Origin of the sequence: Herbaspirillum sp. alder98 (assembly GCF_020179755.1) — a bacterium.
Classification (GTDB): domain Bacteria; phylum Pseudomonadota; class Gammaproteobacteria; order Burkholderiales; family Burkholderiaceae_D; genus Herbaspirillum.
This window is the reverse complement of record NZ_JAIUCY010000007.1, coordinates 1-18,070: the sequence shown is the minus strand read 5'-3', so window position 1 is coordinate 18,070 and position 18,070 is coordinate 1. Positions and strand designations below refer to the sequence as shown.

The window sequence follows — 18,070 nt, the reverse complement described above, 5'->3', positions numbered from 1 at the left end:
GGTATTTGCGATGCAGATACGTTTGGCAACATTTGTTTCAACGGGCATCGGCGGCTGAATTTTGCACAAATCCCAGCACGGAAAGTGCCTGCAAACCTGCATGGTTAAGCCATTTTTACGTAATGCCGCATCGCAGCATAAAAATGTTGCCTAAAAATAAATTGAAATTGGCTGACAAAATCCTGACTTTTTACGTATTCCAAATCGCGACTTGAGCGTTACATAGTTAAAGCGCCAGTTAAGAGCGATCGTTTCAAATGCCAAAGGAATAAGTATTCGTACTGGGGAGCATTGCTTTTCGACAAGGTCGAAGCACTGCCGGTTTTTCGATAGGGGAATATCGAAGAACATAGAACGTCAGGTGACGTAGAAGGAAAAACGATGCAAGCCATTCAACGCAATAAACCCGTCAATCGTAACCACGCAGGCCGCGCAGCGCAGTTGGCCATGTCCGGTGAATCCCGTCCGTCGCGCCTGAGCAAGCGCATCAAGGACGAAGCAGATGACTGCTCCGCCTACGACAAGATTTCCAAGCACATGGACGACGTCGTCGAAGGCGGATCGCCGCAGCGCTTCAAGCGCCCGAAGATGCAAAGCGACATCATCGCGCGCTGACACTGAGTTAAGCGGCCGGCCAGTTGCCGGCCCCTGCAGCACCGGATGTCGTTGTCATGCAAACAGCCCCCATGAGCGTTGCCGCTGATGGGGGCTGTTGTACTTGCAGGGCTTAGACGCTTAAACGCCTATACGGTCTCTTCCCGTGCATCCCGCGCCAGCAGGCGCGTCACCATCTCTTGCACCGACACGCCATCGAATAGCGCCGCGGCGACCGCATCGGTGATCGGCATGTCGATCTGCCGTTCGCGTGCCAGTTCGCGCACCGCCTTGGCGCAGCGCACCCCTTCTGCCACGTGGCCCAGTTCGGTCACGATATCGTCGAGCTTCTTGTTTTGCGCCAGTCCCAGGCCCACCCGCCGATTGCGCGAGAGGTCACCGGTGCAGGTCAGGATCAGGTCGCCCACGCCGGACAGTCCCATGAAGGTCTCGGGACGGCCGCCCAGCGCCACGCCGAGCCGGGTGATCTCGGCCAGGCCGCGGGTGATCAGCGCCGCCCGGGCATTGAGGCCGAGTTGCAGACCATCGGCCACGCCGGTGGCGATGGCCAGGATGTTCTTGACCGCGCCGCCGATCTCGACCCCGATCAAATCGTCGCTGGAATAGATGCGGATGTTGCCGCCATGGACCGCCGTGACCACCCGCTGGCACAGTGCGGCGTCGCCACCGGCGATGGTCAGGGCGCAGGGCAGGCCGCGTGCGACTTCCTGGGCAAACGAGGGGCCCGACAAAGCGCCGGCGGCGATCTTGTCGCCCAGCACCTGCTGCACAATCTGGTGCGGCAGCAGGCGGGTATGTTCTTCCAGGCCCTTGCACAGCCAGACCAGGTTGGGGATGGCGTGCGCGCGCAGTTGCCCGGCCAGCTCGCGCAAGCCGGCCACCGACGAGGCCACGATCAGCAACGACGACGGGTCGCCGCAGACATGATCGACGGCCAGTTCGAAGTCGGCCGTGACGGTGAGCGTATCCGGTAACGGGAAGCCAGGCAGATAGGACCGGTTCTCGCGGGCCTGTTGCGCATCGACCATGGCCTCGCGGTTGCGCCCCCACAGTACGACGTCATGCCGGCGCGCCAGGGTGATGGCCAGTGCCGTGCCCCAGGCGCCGGCACCGAGAATGGTGATGTTCATGATAGGTGGCTCGGGCAGCAGGGCTTAGTCGCCCCAGACATCGCCGACCTTGGCGAAGCCGCTCTGGCCGTCGCGGTGACGAACCTTGACCCAACCGTTGTTGGGGCTTTCGATCATGTCCAGCAGCACGTTCTTGTCGGCGGTGAAGACCACCGGGCTGCCTTCATCGGCGGCCGTGAAGATGCGTGCATTGGCGGCGCTGACCACCAGCATGCGCTTGGGCGTGATGGCCTTGGACTGGATCCAGGACAAGGTGCCGGCAGCGTCGCGGACCTTGCTCCATTCGCCGTAGGTCACCACCACTTCGACCGGCATGCCACGCGGCGCGACATACACCCGCCGACCTTTTTCGGAAGGGGCGTCGTACATGATCGCCGGGGCGCCGCCGACCGATTTGAAGTCGAGCGCGCAAGCGTGATGGGCCAGGGTCGATCCCAGGACCGTGGCCGCGATGAAGAGAGGCAGTTTCATGGGGTGTCTTTCGCAGGATCGCTGGCTGCCGGTCGCACGACCGGCAGCGCAGGGTGAAAACGGTCGCGCCGCCCGATGGCGGCCGACACGCCAGATCAGTTGACTGCGTTCGAGCCGCTGACCAGGGTGGCGTCCTGTTGCTCGGCCAGTGCCTGCAGGCGCTGTTGGTAGAACACTTCGAAGTTGATCTCGGCCAGGTGCACCGGTGGGAAACCGGCGCGGGTGATGGCGTCGGCGATGTTGGCGCGCAGGTACGGATAGATGATGTTGGGGCAGCCGATGCCCAGCAGCGGGTCCAGTTGCTCGGCGGGCACGTTGCGGATCTCGAAGATGCCGGCTTGCTTGCCTTCGACCAGGAAAGCGACCTTGTCCTTGATCTTGGCGGTGACGGTGATGGTCACGGCGGACTCGAACACGCCATCGGCCAGCACTTCGGCATTGACGTCGACGGCCACTTCGATCGAGGGCGAATCCTGCTCGAGGAAGATCTGCGGCGAATTCGGTTGTTCCAGCGACAGGTCCTTCAGGTAGACACGTTGAATCTGGAAAACGGGTTGTTGTTCAGTCTGTTGGTTCTGTTCCGACATGGATCTCTTTCAGTATCGTTAAAGTCAGTTAAAAGTTTGCATCAGGGCCAGGTGCAGCTTCAGCCTTGCAGCAGCGGATCGAGCTTGCCGGCGCGTTCGAGGGCGTTGAGGTCGTCGAAACCACCCACATGGGTGTCGCCGATATAGATCTGGGGCACTGTGCGACGACCGGTCTTTTGTATCATCAGTTCACGTTGCTGAGGTTCGAGATCGACGCGGATCTTCTGGATCTCGGTGATGCCCTTGCTGGTCAGCAGGCGCTCGGCCATGACGCAATAGGGGCACACGGCGGTGCAATACATGACGATCGGGGCACTCATTTTGCATCCTTGACGGTCAGCGGCAGGCCTTGACCCTGCCAGGCAGCGATGCCGCCCTGGAGGCCATAGACGTCAGCGAAGCCGGCCTTCTTCAAGGTCGATTCGGCCTTCATGGCCTGGCTGCCGTTCTGGCACACCACGATCACCGCGCGACCCTTGAGCTTGTCGAGTTCGCCGATGCGTTGCGGCAACTCTTTCAAGGGGATATTGCGGGCGTCGCGCAGGTGACCTGCGGCGAACTGGCTGGTGTCACGCACGTCCAGCACCAGGGTCTTGCCCTGGTTGAGCATCTGGGTAGCTTGCAGCAGGGAGAGCTTGTTGCCGCGCTGTTGCAGGTAGGGCACCAGCAGTGCCACGCCCGATACCAGCGCCAGTGCGATCAGGAAAATATTGTCGATGATGAATTTCACGGCGGTCCAATGGGTTTACTGAATCCCGGCATTATAAAATAGAAGCAGTTGTCGATTCGCATTATCGGATCGCGCGGCCCTTCGGGGCCCGGAAGCTCTTCGCTGGCATGGCGCACGGCGCCGCTCGAAGACTGTCCTGCACCGCTTTTTCCATCCATCAAAAAAGCCAACTATGTACAAAATCGTATTCATGCGCCACGGCGAATCGACCTGGAACCTGGCCAACCGGTTTACCGGCTGGGTCGACGTCGACCTGACCGAGAAGGGCGTGGCCGAAGCGCGCCAGGCCGGCAAGTTGTTGAAGGAAGCCGGTTTTGCCTTCGACCTGGCGTACACCTCGGTGCTCAAGCGCGCCATTCGCACCTTGTGGACCACGCTCGACGAAATGGACCAGATGTACGTGCCGGTGAAGAACGACTGGCGTCTCAACGAGCGTCACTATGGCGCGCTGCAGGGCCTGAACAAGGCCGAGACCGCTGCCCAGTATGGCGACGAGCAGGTGCTGGTCTGGCGTCGCAGCTACGACACGCCGCCCAATCCACTGACCGCGGACGACCCGCGTGCATCGTATGACGACCCGCGCTATGCCGGCCTGGCGCGCGAACAAATCCCGCTGACCGAATGTCTGAAGGACACGGTTGCGCGCGTGCTGCCGGCGTGGAACGATTCGATTGCCCCGGCCATCCGCGCCGGCAAGCAGATCATCATTTCGGCCCACGGCAACAGCCTGCGCGCCCTGATCAAGTATCTGGACGGTATCAGCGACAACGACATCGTCAGCCTGAACATCCCCAACGGCCAGCCGCTGGTGTATGAACTGGATGCCGATCTGAAGCCGATCAAGAGCTATTACCTGGGCGACCAGTCCGCTATCGAAGCCGCGCTCAAGGCGGTAGCCAACCAAGGGAAGTCGACATAAAACTGCGTTTCTTCAGTCGCCCCGGCCGGACCATCGGGTCCGGCGACTCCCATCCTGGCGCAACCCTGCCATCGCTGCATGCCGAATCCCGATTCGGCGTGTCGATGGCAGCTGTTCGTCCATTGCGTCCGTTGAGCCAATCGTATCCGTTGCTGTGGCAGCGCGCCTGCGGCGTGGCCGCCTTGCTGCTGGCACTGGGTGTCATCGGCCTGGTGTCGGCCGGCACCGCGCAGGCCCAGGCGATTACCGAGCGCACGCGCCAGAAGCAGGCGGCCGAGAAGGAGCAGGCCGATCTGCGCCAGCGCCTCTCGGCGCTCAAGCGCGACATCGACCAGACCGAGACCGCCAAGGGCAACGCGGCCGATGCGCTGGCCGCATCCGAGCTGGCCATTTCGCGCGCCAACCGCTCGCTGCGCGACCTGGCAGTGGAGCAGCAGCAGACCGAAAGCCGGCTCACGCAACTGGTGCGGCAACTCAACGAGCTCAGCGCCCAGGTCAATGCGCAGCAGGCGCAGTTGTCGCGATTGCTGCGCGAACAGCACGTGGCCGGTAATGAAGACCGCATCAAGTTGCTGCTGTCGGGCGACAATCCCAATCGCATCAACCGCGAACTGCAATACCTGGGTTATGTCTCGCAGGCCCAGGCCAAGCTGATCGACACGCTGCGCGCCAACCAGCAGGCGATTCGCAGCAACAAGGCCGAGACCCAGAACGCCAAGTTCGAGCTCGAAGAGATCGCCCAGGAAGAGAACGAGCAGAAGCAGACCCTCGAAAAGGAAAAGGCCAAGCGCGCTTCGCTGTTGTCGCAGCTGTCGACGCGACTCAGCGCCCAGCGCAAGGAAGTCGGCCATATCGAGCAGGACCAGCAACGCCTGTCGAGCCTGGTCGATCGCCTGGCGCAACTGATCGAACAGCAAAAGAAGGCCGAAGCCGAGGCGCGCGAGAAGCGCCGCCAGGAACAATTGGCCAAAGCCCGTGCCGAACGCGAGAAGCGTCTGGCCGAACAGCGTGCGCGCGCCGCCGATAGGGCCGCGCAGGCAGCCAAGGCCGGCAAGCCGGCGCCCAAGGCGCCGGATCCATCGGACGCCATCGACGACGACGAACCGCCGCAGTCGGCCTCATTGGGACGCAACGAATCGCTGCCCGAACTGCAGTCGGAGAATTTCGGCAAGCCTTTCGCCAGCCAGCGTGGACAATTGCGGCTGCCGGTGCGGGGTGACCTGACGGCCAAATTCGGCAGTCGCCGGGGTGACGGGCCGACTTCACGTGGCTTGTTCATTCGTGCCGCCGAAGGGGCCGAAGTCAGGGCTGTGGCGGGTGGGCGGGTAGTGTTCGCCGACTGGCTGCGCGGCTTTGGCAACCTGGTGATCGTCGACCACGGCAACCAGTACATGACCATCTACGGCAACAACCAGGCCATTCTCAAGCGCGCGGGGGATGTGGTCAAAGGTGGCGAAACCATCGCCACTGCGGGCAATAGCGGCGGTAACGAGCAATCGGGTTTATACTTTGAAATGCGGCATCAGGGCCGCGCATTCGACCCACTCGGGTGGGTAACTACTAGGTGACACATGGGCAGCAAACTCAAGAATATCAGTCTGATCGGGTTGGGCATGGTGGCGGGCGCCACGGCGATGATTCAGTTCGACGCCATCGCGCAAAAGAATGTGACGGCGGCCTTGCCGCTGGAGGAGCTGCGCCAGTTGACCGATGTATTCGGTCTGATCAAGTCGGACTACGTAGAACCGGTAGAAGACAAGAAGCTGCTGACCGAAGCCATTTCCGGCATGGTGGCCTCACTCGACCCGCACTCCGCCTATCTCGACAAGAAGGCCTACAAGGAGCTGCGCGAAGGGACGATGGGCAAGTTCGTCGGCCTGGGCATCGAAGTCGGCATGGAAGACGGCTACGTCAAGGTCATCTCGCCGATCGAGGATTCTCCGGCGTTTCGCGCCGGGATCAAGGCCGGTGACTTGATCACCCGTCTCGACAGCACCCCCGTCAAGGGCCTGTCGCTGGACGAAGCGGTCAAGAAGATGCGCGGCGAACCCAACACCAAGATCACGCTGACCATCGCCCGCAAGGAAGAGGACAAGCCGATCATCCTGACCATCACCCGTCAGGAAATCCGCGTCCAGAGCGTCAAGTCCAAGGTGATCGAGCCCGGCTACGCCTGGTTGCGCGTGACCCAGTTCCAGGAGCCGACAGTTGAAGACATGTCGCGCCGCCTGGCCGCCATCTATGCGCAGGAGCCGAACCTGAAGGGTCTGGTGCTGGATCTGCGCAATGATCCGGGCGGCGTGTTGCCAGGCGCCATCGGCGTGTCGGCGGCATTCCTGCCAAAGGATTCGGTGGTGGTGTCGACCAATGGCCAGATCCCGAGCTCCAAGGCAACGTTCTATGCCAAGCGCGAGTTCTATGCCTCCAGCCCGCTCAACGACCCGTTGTCGCGCCTGCCGGACGCCATCAAGAAGGTACCGATGGTCGTGCTGGTCAACAGCGGTTCGGCCTCGGCTTCCGAGATCGTGGCTGGCGCCCTGCAAGACTACAAGCGCGCCACCATCATGGGCACCCAGACTTTCGGCAAGGGTTCGGTGCAATCGGTGATCGCGCTGCCGCCCGAGAAGAACACGGCGGTCAAGCTGACCACGGCGCGCTACTTCACGCCCAAGGGCCGCTCGATCCAGGCGCGCGGTATCGTGCCTGACATCATGGTCGATGAATTCCCGGACGGCGACGGCCTGAACGGCCTGCGCTTGCGCGAGGCTGACCTGTCCAAGCACCTCAGCAACGACACCGACAAGTCGGCCGAGGTCAAGGCGCAAGCCATGGACGAGCTGGCCGAAGAGCGCCTGATCGCCGCCGAGAAGAAGCGCAAGCCGCTCGATTTCGGCAGCCAGGAAGACTTCCAGCTGACCCAGGCCCTGAATCACCTGAAGGGTCTGCCGGTGCAGGTTTCCAAGGCCAAGCCGGAAGTGCGCAACGAGGAAGGCAAGAACGCTACTCCTGCCGCACCGGCCAAGGACAGCAAGACGCCACCGGAAAAGATCGAGAAGTGATGTGGCCCGGGATGCCGTTGACGGCATCCCGGTGCATGCCTCGTGTGGGTGCGGGTCGCGTCAGCGGCCCGTTTTCATTTGGCCAACAGAACCCTGCCCCATGGACGACCAACAACTGCTGCGCTACTCCCGCCATATCCTGCTCGATGAGATCGACATCGACGGCCAGGCGCGCCTGCTGGCCGCGCACGCGCTGGTGATCGGCGCCGGTGGCCTGGGCTCGCCGGCGGCCATGTACCTGGCCTCGGCCGGGGTGGGGCGCATCACGCTGGTCGACGACGACCAGGTCGACCTGACCAATCTGCAGCGCCAGATCATGCATACCACCGAGCGGGTCGGCCAGCCCAAGGTCGAGTCCGCGCGCCAGGCGCTGCAGCAGATCAACCCCGGGATCGAGGTCATCGGCCTGGCCGAGCGGGTCGAAGGCGAGCGCCTGCAGGCGCTGGTGTCGGCGGCTGACGTGGTGCTCGATTGCAGTGACAATTTTGCCACCCGCCACGCCGTCAACCAGGCCTGTGTGGCGGCGCGCGTGCCGCTGGTGTCGGGCGCGGCGATCCGTTTCGATGGCCAGGTCAGCGTGTTCGATTCGCGCCAGCCGTCCAGTCCCTGCTATGCCTGCCTGTTCCCGCCTGATCGCCAGTTCGATGAAGTGCAATGCGCGACGATGGGGGTGTTTTCGCCGCTGGTCGGCATTATTGGAACCATGCAGGCCGCCGAGGCGCTCAAGCTGGTGGCTGGTATCGGGCGCTCGCTGGCCGGGCGCCTGCTGATCCTCGACGCGCGCGAGATGGAATGGACCTCGATCACCGTGGGCCGCGACGCCACCTGTCCGGTGTGCGGTCAGCGGCATGCTTGATCGGGCTGTTCCCATTCGAGGCGATCTTCTGGTATAACTCTGCTGATCCGTCGTATATCAGCTGATCCTGGCACCACCATAATTTCTAAGCGGAATCAGCCGGCAATGCCTTACCCGTTTGGGGGAAGTAATGAAAGGCTCCGCGAAAGACGCTGTTTTCCGGTCCGCCGCCGCTGATGCTGGCGATGTCGGAGCGTCATTCCTGCGGCACTCCAGTAGTCTTATCAGCCGCAGTGGCGCGTCGCGACCACTGTGCGACTCCAAAAACTTGCATTGCCAGCGGTTGGTGTACAATCCTGACCGCGAAAATGGCTGTGTTTTCTACGGCCCGATCTGGCCGCAAGAGGCAACTGCGGCAGACGCTCGCTCAGGTTTCAAGCCAAGAGGTGCAAGAACGCGACAAGGGAAGTGGATTCAAAAGCGACCGGTTCCGGCAGCGAAGCATCCGTCGGGATTTGGATAGTTGAAAAACCCGTAGTATTGAAAGTAAGCGAAGTGGCAACCAAAACTCCCAAAACTACCCCTGCAGCGCAAACATTGCTGACTGAAGAGCAAATCCTCAAGATGGACGAGAAGGACTACATGAACCCGGCCCAGCTGGCGTTCTTCAAGGTCCGGCTCCAACAGCTTGAAAAGGACTTGCTCAAGAATGCGGGCGAAACCACCGAACACCTGCGCGAAACCGTGCTGGTGCCAGACCCGGCTGACCGCGCCACCATCGAAGAAGAACACGCTCTCGAATTGCGTACCCGCGACCGCGAACGCAAGCTGCTCAAGAAGGTGCAGCAATCGATCGTGTCCATCGATAGCGGCGACTACGGCTGGTGCGAAGAAACCGGTGAACCGATCGGCGTTCCACGCCTGCTGGCACGTCCAACGGCGACCTTGTCGCTGGAAGCGCAGCAACGTCGTGAGCTCAAGCAGAAATTGTACGGCGACTGATCGCTCGTGCGGGGTCGAGCCGCTCCGTTGCTGACGGAGCGATGTGCCAGCCGGCTCACTGCCGCTGGCAGTGTCTGGCTTGACCTCGCCAATCGCAGAAATTCAATGCCGCTCCCGTAGCATGTCGGCAGTCATCATGTATATCCCCATGTCCAACCAGCGTCGCGCGCGCACCCAGTTCTTCATCGCCCTGCTGGTGATGTCGTTGCTGTTCGCCCAGGCGCTGGGGCTGGTGCACGCCATAGCGCACGCCAACTGGCAGGGGAGCAGCGTACATTCGCAGATCAACGAGGCGCTGTTCGACGAAGGCCATCCGGCGGCGGTGGCGCATCATGCCGATGATGGCAGCGACCACGCCAGCGCCCATGGCGGTCGCCACCATTCGTGCGAAGCCTACGACGGCGCCACGCTGGCGGCGATGATGCACTTCGATTTTCCTGCCATGCCATTGCTGCCGCCGATGCGCGTGCTGGCACTGTGGCAGGCATTCGCGTCGTGGGACGCACCCGTCAATTGCCCCTTCCTATCGCGCGCCCCGCCGCGCTGAATTCCCGCCTGATCTGATCGGGGCCGTCAGGCCCCTCGTTGCCGGTTGTCCTGCGTGACTCCGATCGTGTTGCCATCAGCGCAGCCGGCCGGTACGCGTCGCGACGGCCGGCCTGAATGCGCCGCGCGCCGCCATGCCCATGGAGCGCCGCGCGGCGCGCATGCACTACAGGGAATTCAAATGATTAACCAACGCCAACAATATCTGGCAGCCGCCGTGCTGTCCGCTCTCGCTTCATGGTCGGTCTCGGCTTCGGCCCAGGCCACCGACGGCGACGCACCGCAAACGCTGCAACCGATCGTGGTCACCGCCAACCCGTTCGGCTCCGATGAAAACGTGCAGGTGCTGACGCCGGCCAAGGTGCTGGCAGGCGACGAACTGCGCAACAAGCTCGGCAACTCGCTGGGCGACACCCTGTCGTCCGAACTGGGCGTGTCTGCATCGGCCTTCGGCGCCGGCGCCTCGCGCCCCATCATCCGCGGCATGGAAGGTCCACGCGTGATGATCCTGCAGAACGGCATGGCGGTGTCGGATGTCTCCACCGTCTCCAACGATCATGCGGTGTCGACCGAAGCGGCCACGGCGCGCCAGATCGAGATCCTGCGCGGCCCGGCCACGCTGCTGTATGGATCGGGCGCCATCGGCGGACTGGTCAACGTGGTCAATGACCGCATTCCGACATTGCTGCTGCCCAAGCCGACCGGCACGGTGGAAGGCCGTGTTGGCACCGTCGATGGCGAGAAGAACGGCTCCTTCGTGCTGGATACCTCGGCCGGCCCGATCGGCCTGCACATCGATGGCAATTATCGCGACACCGACAACTACAAGATCCCGGGCAACGCCACCCAGGGCAATGCCGGCAGCGCCAGCGGCCGCCTGCCCAATAGCTTTACGCATGAAACCAGTGGCGGCGTGGGCGCCTCGTATATCACCTCGTGGGGCCATGTCGGCCTGTCAGCCTCGACGCTGGACGACCACTACGGCATTCCCACCGCCGAGAAGTCGTTCATCGACCTGCACCAGAGCCGCTACGACATCGACACCCTGGTGCGCGACCCGTTTGCCGGCATCGAGAGCATGCGCTTCAAGTTCGGTTACACCGACTACACCCACGCCGAGAAGGCGCAGGATGGCACGCCCGCCACCATCTTCAAGAACCGCGCCCTGCAAACGCGCTGGGAGTTGACGCATGCCCCGCTGGCCGGCTGGCATGGCACCTTCGGAGTCCAGACCGAGCAGAGCAATTACTCTGCCTTGTCGGCCCAGTCGGGCAGCTCGGAGTTGACCCCGCCGACCCGATCCAGCTCGTTCGCCGGTTTCCTGGTCGAAGAGCGCCAGTTCGGACCGGTACTGGCCAGCGCCGGCTTGCGGGCCGAAAGCGTCAATCGCCGTCCCGATGCCGGCAGTGGCCTGGCCGGACGCGATTTCAGCCTGCTGTCGTGGTCGGCCGGTGCGCTGTGGACCTTCACGCCCGGCTACGGCGTGGGCCTGACCTATTCGCTGGCGCAGCGTGCGCCGACGGTCGAGGAGCTGTATTCCAACGGGCCGCACGAATCGACTGCCACCTTCGATGTCGGCGATGGACAGCTCAAGAAAGAGACTTCACACAATCTCGAATTGACGCTGCAGAAGACCGAGGGCCTGGTGCGCTGGAAGGGCAACCTGTTCCAGAACAAGGTCAACAACTATATCTACGGCCGTACCAACGGCCAGGTCGATGACGCAGGCAATCCCGATCCTGCCGGCGAATTCACCCAGCGCTTCTGGTCGCAGGGCGACGCCACCATCCGCGGCGCCGAAGTGGAGGTGAGCTACAACTGGAACGGTGACGGCTTCGCCGCCCGGACCTTCGCCGATACCTCGCGCGGCACGCTCGACAACCAGGGCAGCCTGCCGCTGCAGCCGGCCACCCGCTACGGCGTCGAACTGGCTTACCGCACCGGTCCGTGGGCCAGCGGCATGAAGGTATTGCGGGCCAAGAAGCAGGACCGCCTGGCCTCGTTCGAAACCTACCAGACCCCGTCCTACACCCAGCTCGACGCCAATCTGTCCTACACCCAGAAACTCAATGGCGTGAAGCTGACCTGGTTCGCACTGGCGCGCAACCTGCTCAACCAGGATATTCGCCTGTCGACGTCGGTATTGAAGGAATCGGTGCCCCTGGGTGGCCGCAACTTCATCCTGGGCGTGCGTTCCAGTTTCTGACGCTGTCCCTGGTCATGCCGGTGCACGCTCTGCCGGCATGACCATTCACCACCGATGCCGGTAGTGCAGGGCGGCATCGGTTGTGTTTGTCCAGAATTGCTTCTAGTATGGGTTTGCCCCCCTTCCTTTCGGTTTCCCGAACGCATGCAAACCATTGTCCTTGCCCGCGTCGTGCTGGCGGCTTCCCTGATGTTCGACGTGCTGGTGGCGCACGCCGAGGTGATTGAAACGCCAGAGCGGGTACAGGTCGTGCGTATCGGCTTCAGTGGGCCGCTCAGCGGTCCCAGCGCGCCGATCGGCATCGATGCGCTCAACGGCATGCAGATCGCGATTGATCGACTCAACCAGCAGGGCATGGAGCTCGATGGCAAGTCGCTGCGCTTCGAGACCGTGGTCCGTGACGACCAGTCCGACCCGCAGCGCGGCGCGGAGATCGCGCGCGAAATGTCAGCCATTGGCGTGAGCGCAGTACTGGGGCCGATCAATTCAGGCGTCGCGCTGGGCGCGGCCCGTGCCTACAACGATGGCCAGACGCCCGCGCTGACTGCCGCATCCAACCCCCGCGTGACCCAGCCGGGACAACCCTATATCTTTCGGATCGTTGCCAGTGATGGCGACATCGGCGCCAAGATGGCCCACTATGCGGCGCGCACGCTCAAGTTGAACAGCGTGGCCGTCATCGATGATGGCAGTCCCTACGCCGATGGCCTCATCGATGCCTTCCAGCGCAGCGCCCGCTCGCTCGGCCTGCAGGTCGCACCGCGCGAAAGGATCGCGCCCGGCGCCGACGACGCGACGACGGCTGCAGTGCTGCGCCGTATCCGCGACAGTCAGGTGGAGGCGGTCTTCATCGGCGCCTATTCATTGCATTCGGCGCGCCTGATCAAGCACATGCGGATGATGAAGATCAGTCGGCCGGTACTGGGCGGGGATGCACTGTGCTCGGTGGTGGTGGCGCACGCGGCGGGCGCTGCCCTGGGCGACAACACCTACTGCGTGCTGGGTGGAGAGTGGTTGACCAAGGCCACCGATGGCGCCGTTTTTGCGGCCGGCTTCCAGCGCAAGTTCGGGCGCGCGCCAGACGTCTATGCCGCCTCGTATTTCGATGGCGTCATGCTGCTGGCCCACGCGATCCGATCGTCGGGCTCGATCGAAGGCCGGCAACTGATGCCGGCCCTTGCGCGGGCACGCTACAAGGGCATCACGGCCAGCTATGAATTCAATGCCCAGCATGACCTCAAGGAGTCCAGTGTCACCATCCTGCGCTTCAAGGACGGCGAGATGGTGCCGCTGGCCAGTTACTGATCGGTTGCCGCATGGCGGTCATGGCGCTCAGCGAATCGGCAGGCGGATGGTGTTCTTGACCTCTTCCATCACCGCATAGGTATGGGTCTCGCGCACGCCCTTGAGTTGCAGCAGCGACTTGCCCAGGAATTCGCGATAGGCATTCATGTCCTTCACCCGCGACTTCACCAGATAGTCGAAACCGCCGGCGACCATGTGGCATTCCATGATCTCGGGGATGCTCTGCACGCTCTTCTTGAATTCGGCGAACACATCCGGCGTGGTACGGTCGAGCACCACTTCGATGAAGACCAGCAGCGACACGTCCAGCAGTTCCGGATTGAGCTGGGCGGCGAAGCCGAGGATATAGCCGGCCTCCTGCAATTTGCGCACCCGTTCCAGGCATGCCGCCGGCGACAGGTTGACCCGCCCCGCCAGATCGACGTTGCTGATGCGACCGTCGTTTTGCAGTTCGGCCAGGATTTTCTTGCTGATTTTGTCGAGCGCCGCCATAAATCCGAATTTAATTTAGTGCAAAAATTTTTTGGAGAATTTAATTTTGATTATAAAGGCAATAAACGCGCCTAATATCAGTAAAGAGTAAATAGAATCCTCCCTCATAAAAACATACAACGTAATGCGGGCATGGTGCGCCAACGGCGGTGCATCTGCGCGGATAACAGCAGTATTCCGGCAAACTTATCAACAGGTTTCATATGTTCGACCCTGCAACGGCGCAGTGTGTACAGCATCGACGGAATCGCTCCCATGGTTTCATGGCCAGCGAGATATCCTGCTATCCCGGCGTCTCAACCGATTTACCCGCAGTCTGACTTCTAGAGAGAGGAAACACTCAATGTTCAAGCGCGTCACCGGACTCAACATCATCGCCGCATCGCTGGCCCTGATCCCCGCCTTCGCCATGGCGCAGGAAACGCAAGTCGTCAAGATCGGCTTTTCCAGCCCGCTGACCGGCCCCCAGGCATCGGCCGGCAAGGATAACCAGGGCGGTCTGATGCTGGCCGTCGAGCGCCTCAATACCCAGGGTATCGTGGTGGGCGGCAAGAAGCTCAAGTTCGAAGTGATCGCCGAGGATGACCAGGCCGATCCGAAGTCCGGTGTGGGCGCTGCCCAGAAGTTGGTCGACCAGGGCATCAAGGCCATCGTCGGTCCGTACAACTCGGGTGTGACGATTCCTGCCTCGCGCGTGTTCAACGACGCCGGCGTGGTGGTGGCCACCGTGGCCTCCAACCCCAAGATCACCCAGCAAGGGTTTGCCACACTGTTCCGCGTTGCGGCCAGCGACAGCCAGCTGGGCGGCAAGATGGCCCTGTATGCGGCCAAGGAACTGAAGGTCAAGCGGGTGTCGGTGATCGACGATCGCACCGCCTACGGCCAGGGCCTGGCTGAAGAGTTCAGCAAGGTGGCCAAGGCCAACGGCATCGAAGTGGTCAGCAAGGACTTCACCAACGACAAGGCGACCGATTTCACCGCCATCCTGACCTCGATCAAGGGCAAGAAGCCAGACGCCGTGTTCATCGGTGGCTATGCACCGCAAGGCGGCCCGATCAAGCGCCAGATGAAGCAGCTCGGCATCAATGCCACGCTGATGGGCGGCGACGGCATCTGCTCGCCTGAAATGGGCCGCCTGGGTGGCGACGCCATCGGCGAGACCGTCTACTGTACCCAAGGCGGCACGATGCTGGACAAGGCCAAGGAAGGCAAGGTCTTCGCCGAGGACTACCAGAAGAAGTATGGCCGTCCTGCTGAAACCTATGCCGTGTCGTTCTATGACGGCATGATGCTGATCGCCCAGGCCATGAAGACCGCCAACTCGATCGAACCCAAGCAGTTCGGCCCGGCACTGGCCAAGATCAGCTACAAGGGCGTGGCCGGCCAGTACGACTTCGATGCCAATCACGACCTGAAGCAGTCGCCCGTGACCGTGTATCGCTTCAAGGACGGCGTGCCTGTCCCACTGACCAGCTACTAATTGCCAGTCAAGGCAGCGGGCATTGCGCCTGCTGCCGCTGCCTCGCTGCCCGACCGGGGCGTGCAGGGTGGCCGTGGTTGAAGCACTTTCTACCGTATTCTCATCGTACGTTCCCGTTGCCGACCGTGTTCGCCCGTCGTGGGCGGGTCATGGTCGCGGCCAGCGGAACCAAGGATTTTCCATGCTCAGTTATACCCGTACCGTCCAGACCATCGACGCGCACACTGGCGGCGAACCGCTGCGCATCGTGGTCTCGGGCCTGCCGCAGGTGCCCGGCGCCAACATCCTGCAAAAACGGGCGTGGCTCAAGGAAAATCGAGACGACCTGCGCCAGTTCCTGATGAACGAGCCGCGCGGGCATGCCGACATGTACGGCGCCTACCTGTTGCCGCCGGTGACGCCCGAGGCCGACTTCGGCGTGATCTTCATTCATAACGAAGGTTATAGCGACATGTGCGGCCACGGCATCATTGCGTTGGGCAAGGTACTGGTCGAGATGGGCTATGTCGAGCGCACCGCGCCCAGCACCCGCATCTGTTTCGATGCACCGGCCGGTTTCATCGAAGCCTTCGTCGAATGGGACGGCACCCGCGCCGGACGCGTGAGCTTTCGCAACGTCCCGGCCTTCATCTATCGCCGCGACGTGGTGGTCGACACCCCCAGTTTTGGCCGGGTGCAGGGTGACATCGTCTTCGGCGGCGCCTTCTATTACTACATCAACGCCGCCCAGGCCGGCCTGACCGTCAAGCCCGAACTGGTGCGCCAGCTGATCCAGCTGGGGGCCGAGACCAAGGCGGCGGTCAAGGCGCAGGTGGCGATCCGGCACCCGCTGGAGCCAGGACTCGATTCGCTGTACGGCACCATCATCGACAGCGAGCCCAATTTCCCCGGCGCGGACCAATCCAATGTGTGCATCTTTGCCGATCGCGAGGTCGATCGTTCGCCCACCGGTACCGGCACCTCGGGGCGCGCCGCGCAACTGTTCCTGCGTGGCCAGCTGGCGCTGGACCAGCACTACGTCAACGGCAGCATCGTCGGCAGCAACTTCGGCGTGCGCGTGATCGGCGCCACCCGGGTCGGTGAATTCGACGGCGCCTTGACCGAAGTCAGCGGCCACGCCCACATCATGAGTACCAATCAATGGGTGCTGGAAGATTCCGATCCGTTCCCGACCGGGTTCTTCCTGCGCTAAAGGCCACCCACATGCATATTCTCGACGCCCGGCAAACCGCCGCCGCGCTGCCCTATGCGCAACTGGTCGACGCCCTCGACACGGCAGCGCAACAGTTCACCAGTGGCGCGATCCGCGCCCCGGATCGCCAGGTGGTGCCGATCGACGCCTCCAGCGTATTGCTGGGCATGCCGGCGATTGCCGACGATCTGTCGGTCACCAAGCTCATTACCGTGCATGCCGACAATGGCCGGCACGGCTTGCCGGCGATCCAGGGCGAAGTGGTGGTCTTCGAGACCCACACCGGTCGCCGCATTGCGCTGCTGGATGGCCCCACGGTGACCGGTCGCCGCACCGCCGCCATGACCATGCTCGGCATTCGCACCTTGCTGCCACGCGCGCCGCGTTCGGCGTTGCTGATCGGCACCGGCGCCCAGGCTGCAGCCCACGCCGATGCCCTGGTGGTCATCTTCGGCGTGCGCCAGTTCTGGATTGCCGCGCGCGACCTGGCGCGCATGCAGGATTTTTGCGCCGCGCTGGCGCAGCGTCATCCGGATGTGGTCGCCAGTCCGTTGCCGGCGCACCTGCTGCAAAGCGAAGCGCCTGTGACCGACGTGGTGATCGCGCTGACCACATCGCGCCAGCCGGTGATTCCAGAGAACATCGGCGCCGATACGCTGGTCGTCGGCGTGGGCGCGTTCAAGCCCGACATGGCCGAGTTTCCTCCGGCCTTGCTGCATGCGCGCCGCATCGTGGTCGACGACCCGGCCGGTGCCCGGCATGAGGCGGGCGACTTGATACAGGCCGGCATCGACTGGCAGCAGGTGGTGGCCATCGGCGACGTGTTGTCGGGCAAGGTGGCCAGTGCGGCCCTGTCACGCGACGGCGCACTGCCGGTACTGAAGACGGTCGGCCAGGCCTCGTGGGATCTGGCTGCGGCCCGCGTGGCGCGGGCAATGCTGGGCTAAGTCGCATTCATTCGCAATTCCATAAGTCATACAGACAGGAGACTTCGTTTCATGGACATTTTCATCCAGCAGATCATCAACGGCCTGGTTCTGGGCAGCATGTATGCGCTGATCGCCCTGGGCTACACGATGGTGTACGGGGTATTGAACCTGATCAACTTCGCCCATGGCGACATCCTGATGGTGGGTGCGATGGTGGGCCTGTGGCTGCTCAAAGTGGTGCAGCAGTACGCGCCGCAATTGCCGGGCATCGTGCAGTTGATCATTGCCATCGTCGGCGCCATTCCGGTGTGCATCGTGGTCAGCCTGCTGATCGAGCGGGTGGCCTACCGGCCGCTGCGCAATGCGCCGCGCTTAGCGCCCCTGATCACCGCCATCGGTATCTCGATCCTGCTGCAGACTGCTGCCATGATGATCTGGGGCCGCAGCCCCTTGCCGTTCCCGCAGGTGATGCCGTCGGATCCGATGCATATCGCCGGCGCGCTGATCTCGCCGACCCAGATCATGCTGCTGGTGCTGGCGGTGCTGGCCATGGTGGGCCTGGTGCTGATCGTGGAGAAGACCAAGATGGGCCGCGCCATGCGCGCCACCGC

The 18,070-nt window shown here is 62.7% G+C and carries 19 protein-coding genes; 13 read left to right on the top strand and 6 right to left on the bottom strand.

Annotation, left to right across the window (positions count from 1 at the left end; translation table 11 throughout):
• Positions 1–381: 381 nt before the first annotated feature.
• Positions 382–615, top strand: coding sequence for a hypothetical protein (locus LBW87_RS16335; RefSeq protein ID WP_225202564.1), 234 nt, complete (start codon positions 382–384; stop codon positions 613–615).
• Positions 616–743: 128 nt separating this feature from the next.
• Here LBW87_RS16335 and LBW87_RS16330 read toward each other — a convergent pair whose 3' ends face one another.
• The 5 genes from LBW87_RS16330 to LBW87_RS16310 all read right to left on the bottom strand — a co-directional run bounded on the left by LBW87_RS16330 (position 744) and on the right by LBW87_RS16310 (position 3,533).
• Positions 744–1,745 carry an NAD(P)H-dependent glycerol-3-phosphate dehydrogenase gene (locus LBW87_RS16330; RefSeq protein ID WP_225202563.1) on the bottom strand — a complete coding sequence of 334 codons (1,002 nt, stop codon included), beginning with the start codon at positions 1,743–1,745 and terminating at the stop codon, positions 744–746.
• A gap of 24 nt (positions 1,746–1,769) precedes the next feature.
• Entirely contained in the window at positions 1,770–2,216 is a 447-nt protein-coding gene (locus LBW87_RS16325; RefSeq protein ID WP_225202562.1) for an SH3 domain-containing protein, read from the bottom strand.
• A 95-nt stretch (positions 2,217–2,311) separates the two neighbouring features.
• The gene (gene secB, locus LBW87_RS16320; RefSeq protein ID WP_225202561.1) at positions 2,312–2,803 is read right to left on the bottom strand and encodes a protein-export chaperone SecB; all 492 of its coding nucleotides are present in this window, start codon (positions 2,801–2,803) and stop codon (positions 2,312–2,314) included.
• Positions 2,804–2,862: 59 nt separating this feature from the next.
• Positions 2,863–3,123 (bottom strand): glutaredoxin 3, encoded by a 261-nt coding sequence (gene grxC / locus LBW87_RS16315; RefSeq protein ID WP_225202560.1) that lies wholly within the window; start codon positions 3,121–3,123, stop codon positions 2,863–2,865.
• Positions 3,120–3,533 carry a rhodanese-like domain-containing protein gene (locus tag LBW87_RS16310; RefSeq protein ID WP_225202559.1) on the bottom strand — a complete coding sequence of 138 codons (414 nt, stop codon included), beginning with the start codon at positions 3,531–3,533 and terminating at the stop codon, positions 3,120–3,122. The genes grxC and LBW87_RS16310 overlap by 4 nt, the downstream gene beginning before the upstream one ends.
• A 172-nt stretch (positions 3,534–3,705) precedes the next feature.
• Between LBW87_RS16310 and gpmA the strand changes: the two genes are divergently transcribed.
• The 8 genes from gpmA to LBW87_RS16270 all read left to right on the top strand — a co-directional run bounded on the left by gpmA (position 3,706) and on the right by LBW87_RS16270 (position 13,366).
• On the top strand, positions 3,706–4,452 hold the full coding sequence (gene gpmA / locus LBW87_RS16305; protein WP_225202558.1) for a 2,3-diphosphoglycerate-dependent phosphoglycerate mutase: 747 nt from the start codon (positions 3,706–3,708) through the stop codon (positions 4,450–4,452).
• Positions 4,453–4,655: 203 nt separating this feature from the next.
• Entirely contained in the window at positions 4,656–6,020 is a 1,365-nt protein-coding gene (locus LBW87_RS16300; RefSeq protein ID WP_413927658.1) for a murein hydrolase activator EnvC family protein, read from the top strand.
• Between the two features lie 3 nt (positions 6,021–6,023).
• Complete coding sequence (locus tag LBW87_RS16295) at positions 6,024–7,511, top strand: S41 family peptidase (protein ID WP_225202556.1); 1,488 nt, start codon at positions 6,024–6,026, stop codon at positions 7,509–7,511.
• A 100-nt stretch (positions 7,512–7,611) separates the two neighbouring features.
• A complete protein-coding gene (locus LBW87_RS16290; RefSeq protein ID WP_225202555.1) occupies positions 7,612–8,367 on the top strand; it encodes a HesA/MoeB/ThiF family protein in 756 nt (251 codons plus the stop codon).
• 495 nt (positions 8,368–8,862) lie between these two features.
• Positions 8,863–9,309, top strand: a complete 447-nt coding sequence (gene dksA / locus LBW87_RS16285) for an RNA polymerase-binding protein DksA (RefSeq protein WP_225202554.1) — start codon at positions 8,863–8,865, stop codon at positions 9,307–9,309.
• 136 nt (positions 9,310–9,445) lie between these two features.
• Positions 9,446–9,856 carry a hypothetical protein gene (locus LBW87_RS16280; protein ID WP_225202553.1) on the top strand — a complete coding sequence of 137 codons (411 nt, stop codon included), beginning with the start codon at positions 9,446–9,448 and terminating at the stop codon, positions 9,854–9,856.
• 180 nt (positions 9,857–10,036) lie between these two features.
• A complete protein-coding gene (locus tag LBW87_RS16275; RefSeq protein ID WP_225202552.1) occupies positions 10,037–12,061 on the top strand; it encodes a TonB-dependent receptor in 2,025 nt (674 codons plus the stop codon).
• A gap of 144 nt (positions 12,062–12,205) precedes the next feature.
• Complete coding sequence (locus LBW87_RS16270) at positions 12,206–13,366, top strand: branched-chain amino acid ABC transporter substrate-binding protein (RefSeq protein ID WP_225202551.1); 1,161 nt, start codon at positions 12,206–12,208, stop codon at positions 13,364–13,366.
• Positions 13,367–13,393: 27 nt separating this feature from the next.
• On the opposite strand, the gene LBW87_RS16265 is transcribed toward LBW87_RS16270, so the two are convergent.
• Positions 13,394–13,858 carry an Lrp/AsnC ligand binding domain-containing protein gene (locus LBW87_RS16265; protein WP_225202550.1) on the bottom strand — a complete coding sequence of 155 codons (465 nt, stop codon included), beginning with the start codon at positions 13,856–13,858 and terminating at the stop codon, positions 13,394–13,396.
• A gap of 343 nt (positions 13,859–14,201) precedes the next feature.
• Here LBW87_RS16265 and LBW87_RS16260 point away from each other — a divergent pair, with 343 nt between their 5' ends.
• The 4 genes from LBW87_RS16260 to LBW87_RS16245 all read left to right on the top strand — a co-directional run.
• Entirely contained in the window at positions 14,202–15,338 is a 1,137-nt protein-coding gene (locus LBW87_RS16260; RefSeq protein ID WP_225202549.1) for a branched-chain amino acid ABC transporter substrate-binding protein, read from the top strand.
• A gap of 181 nt (positions 15,339–15,519) precedes the next feature.
• Positions 15,520–16,530, top strand: a complete 1,011-nt coding sequence (lhpH, locus tag LBW87_RS16255; protein WP_225202548.1) for a trans-3-hydroxy-L-proline dehydratase — start codon at positions 15,520–15,522, stop codon at positions 16,528–16,530.
• Between the two features lie 11 nt (positions 16,531–16,541).
• Positions 16,542–17,477, top strand: a complete 936-nt coding sequence (locus tag LBW87_RS16250) for a delta(1)-pyrroline-2-carboxylate reductase family protein (RefSeq protein ID WP_225202547.1) — start codon at positions 16,542–16,544, stop codon at positions 17,475–17,477.
• Positions 17,478–17,528: 51 nt separating this feature from the next.
• A partial coding sequence (locus LBW87_RS16245) for a branched-chain amino acid ABC transporter permease (protein ID WP_225202546.1) occupies positions 17,529–18,070 on the top strand: 542 nt, incomplete at its 3' end.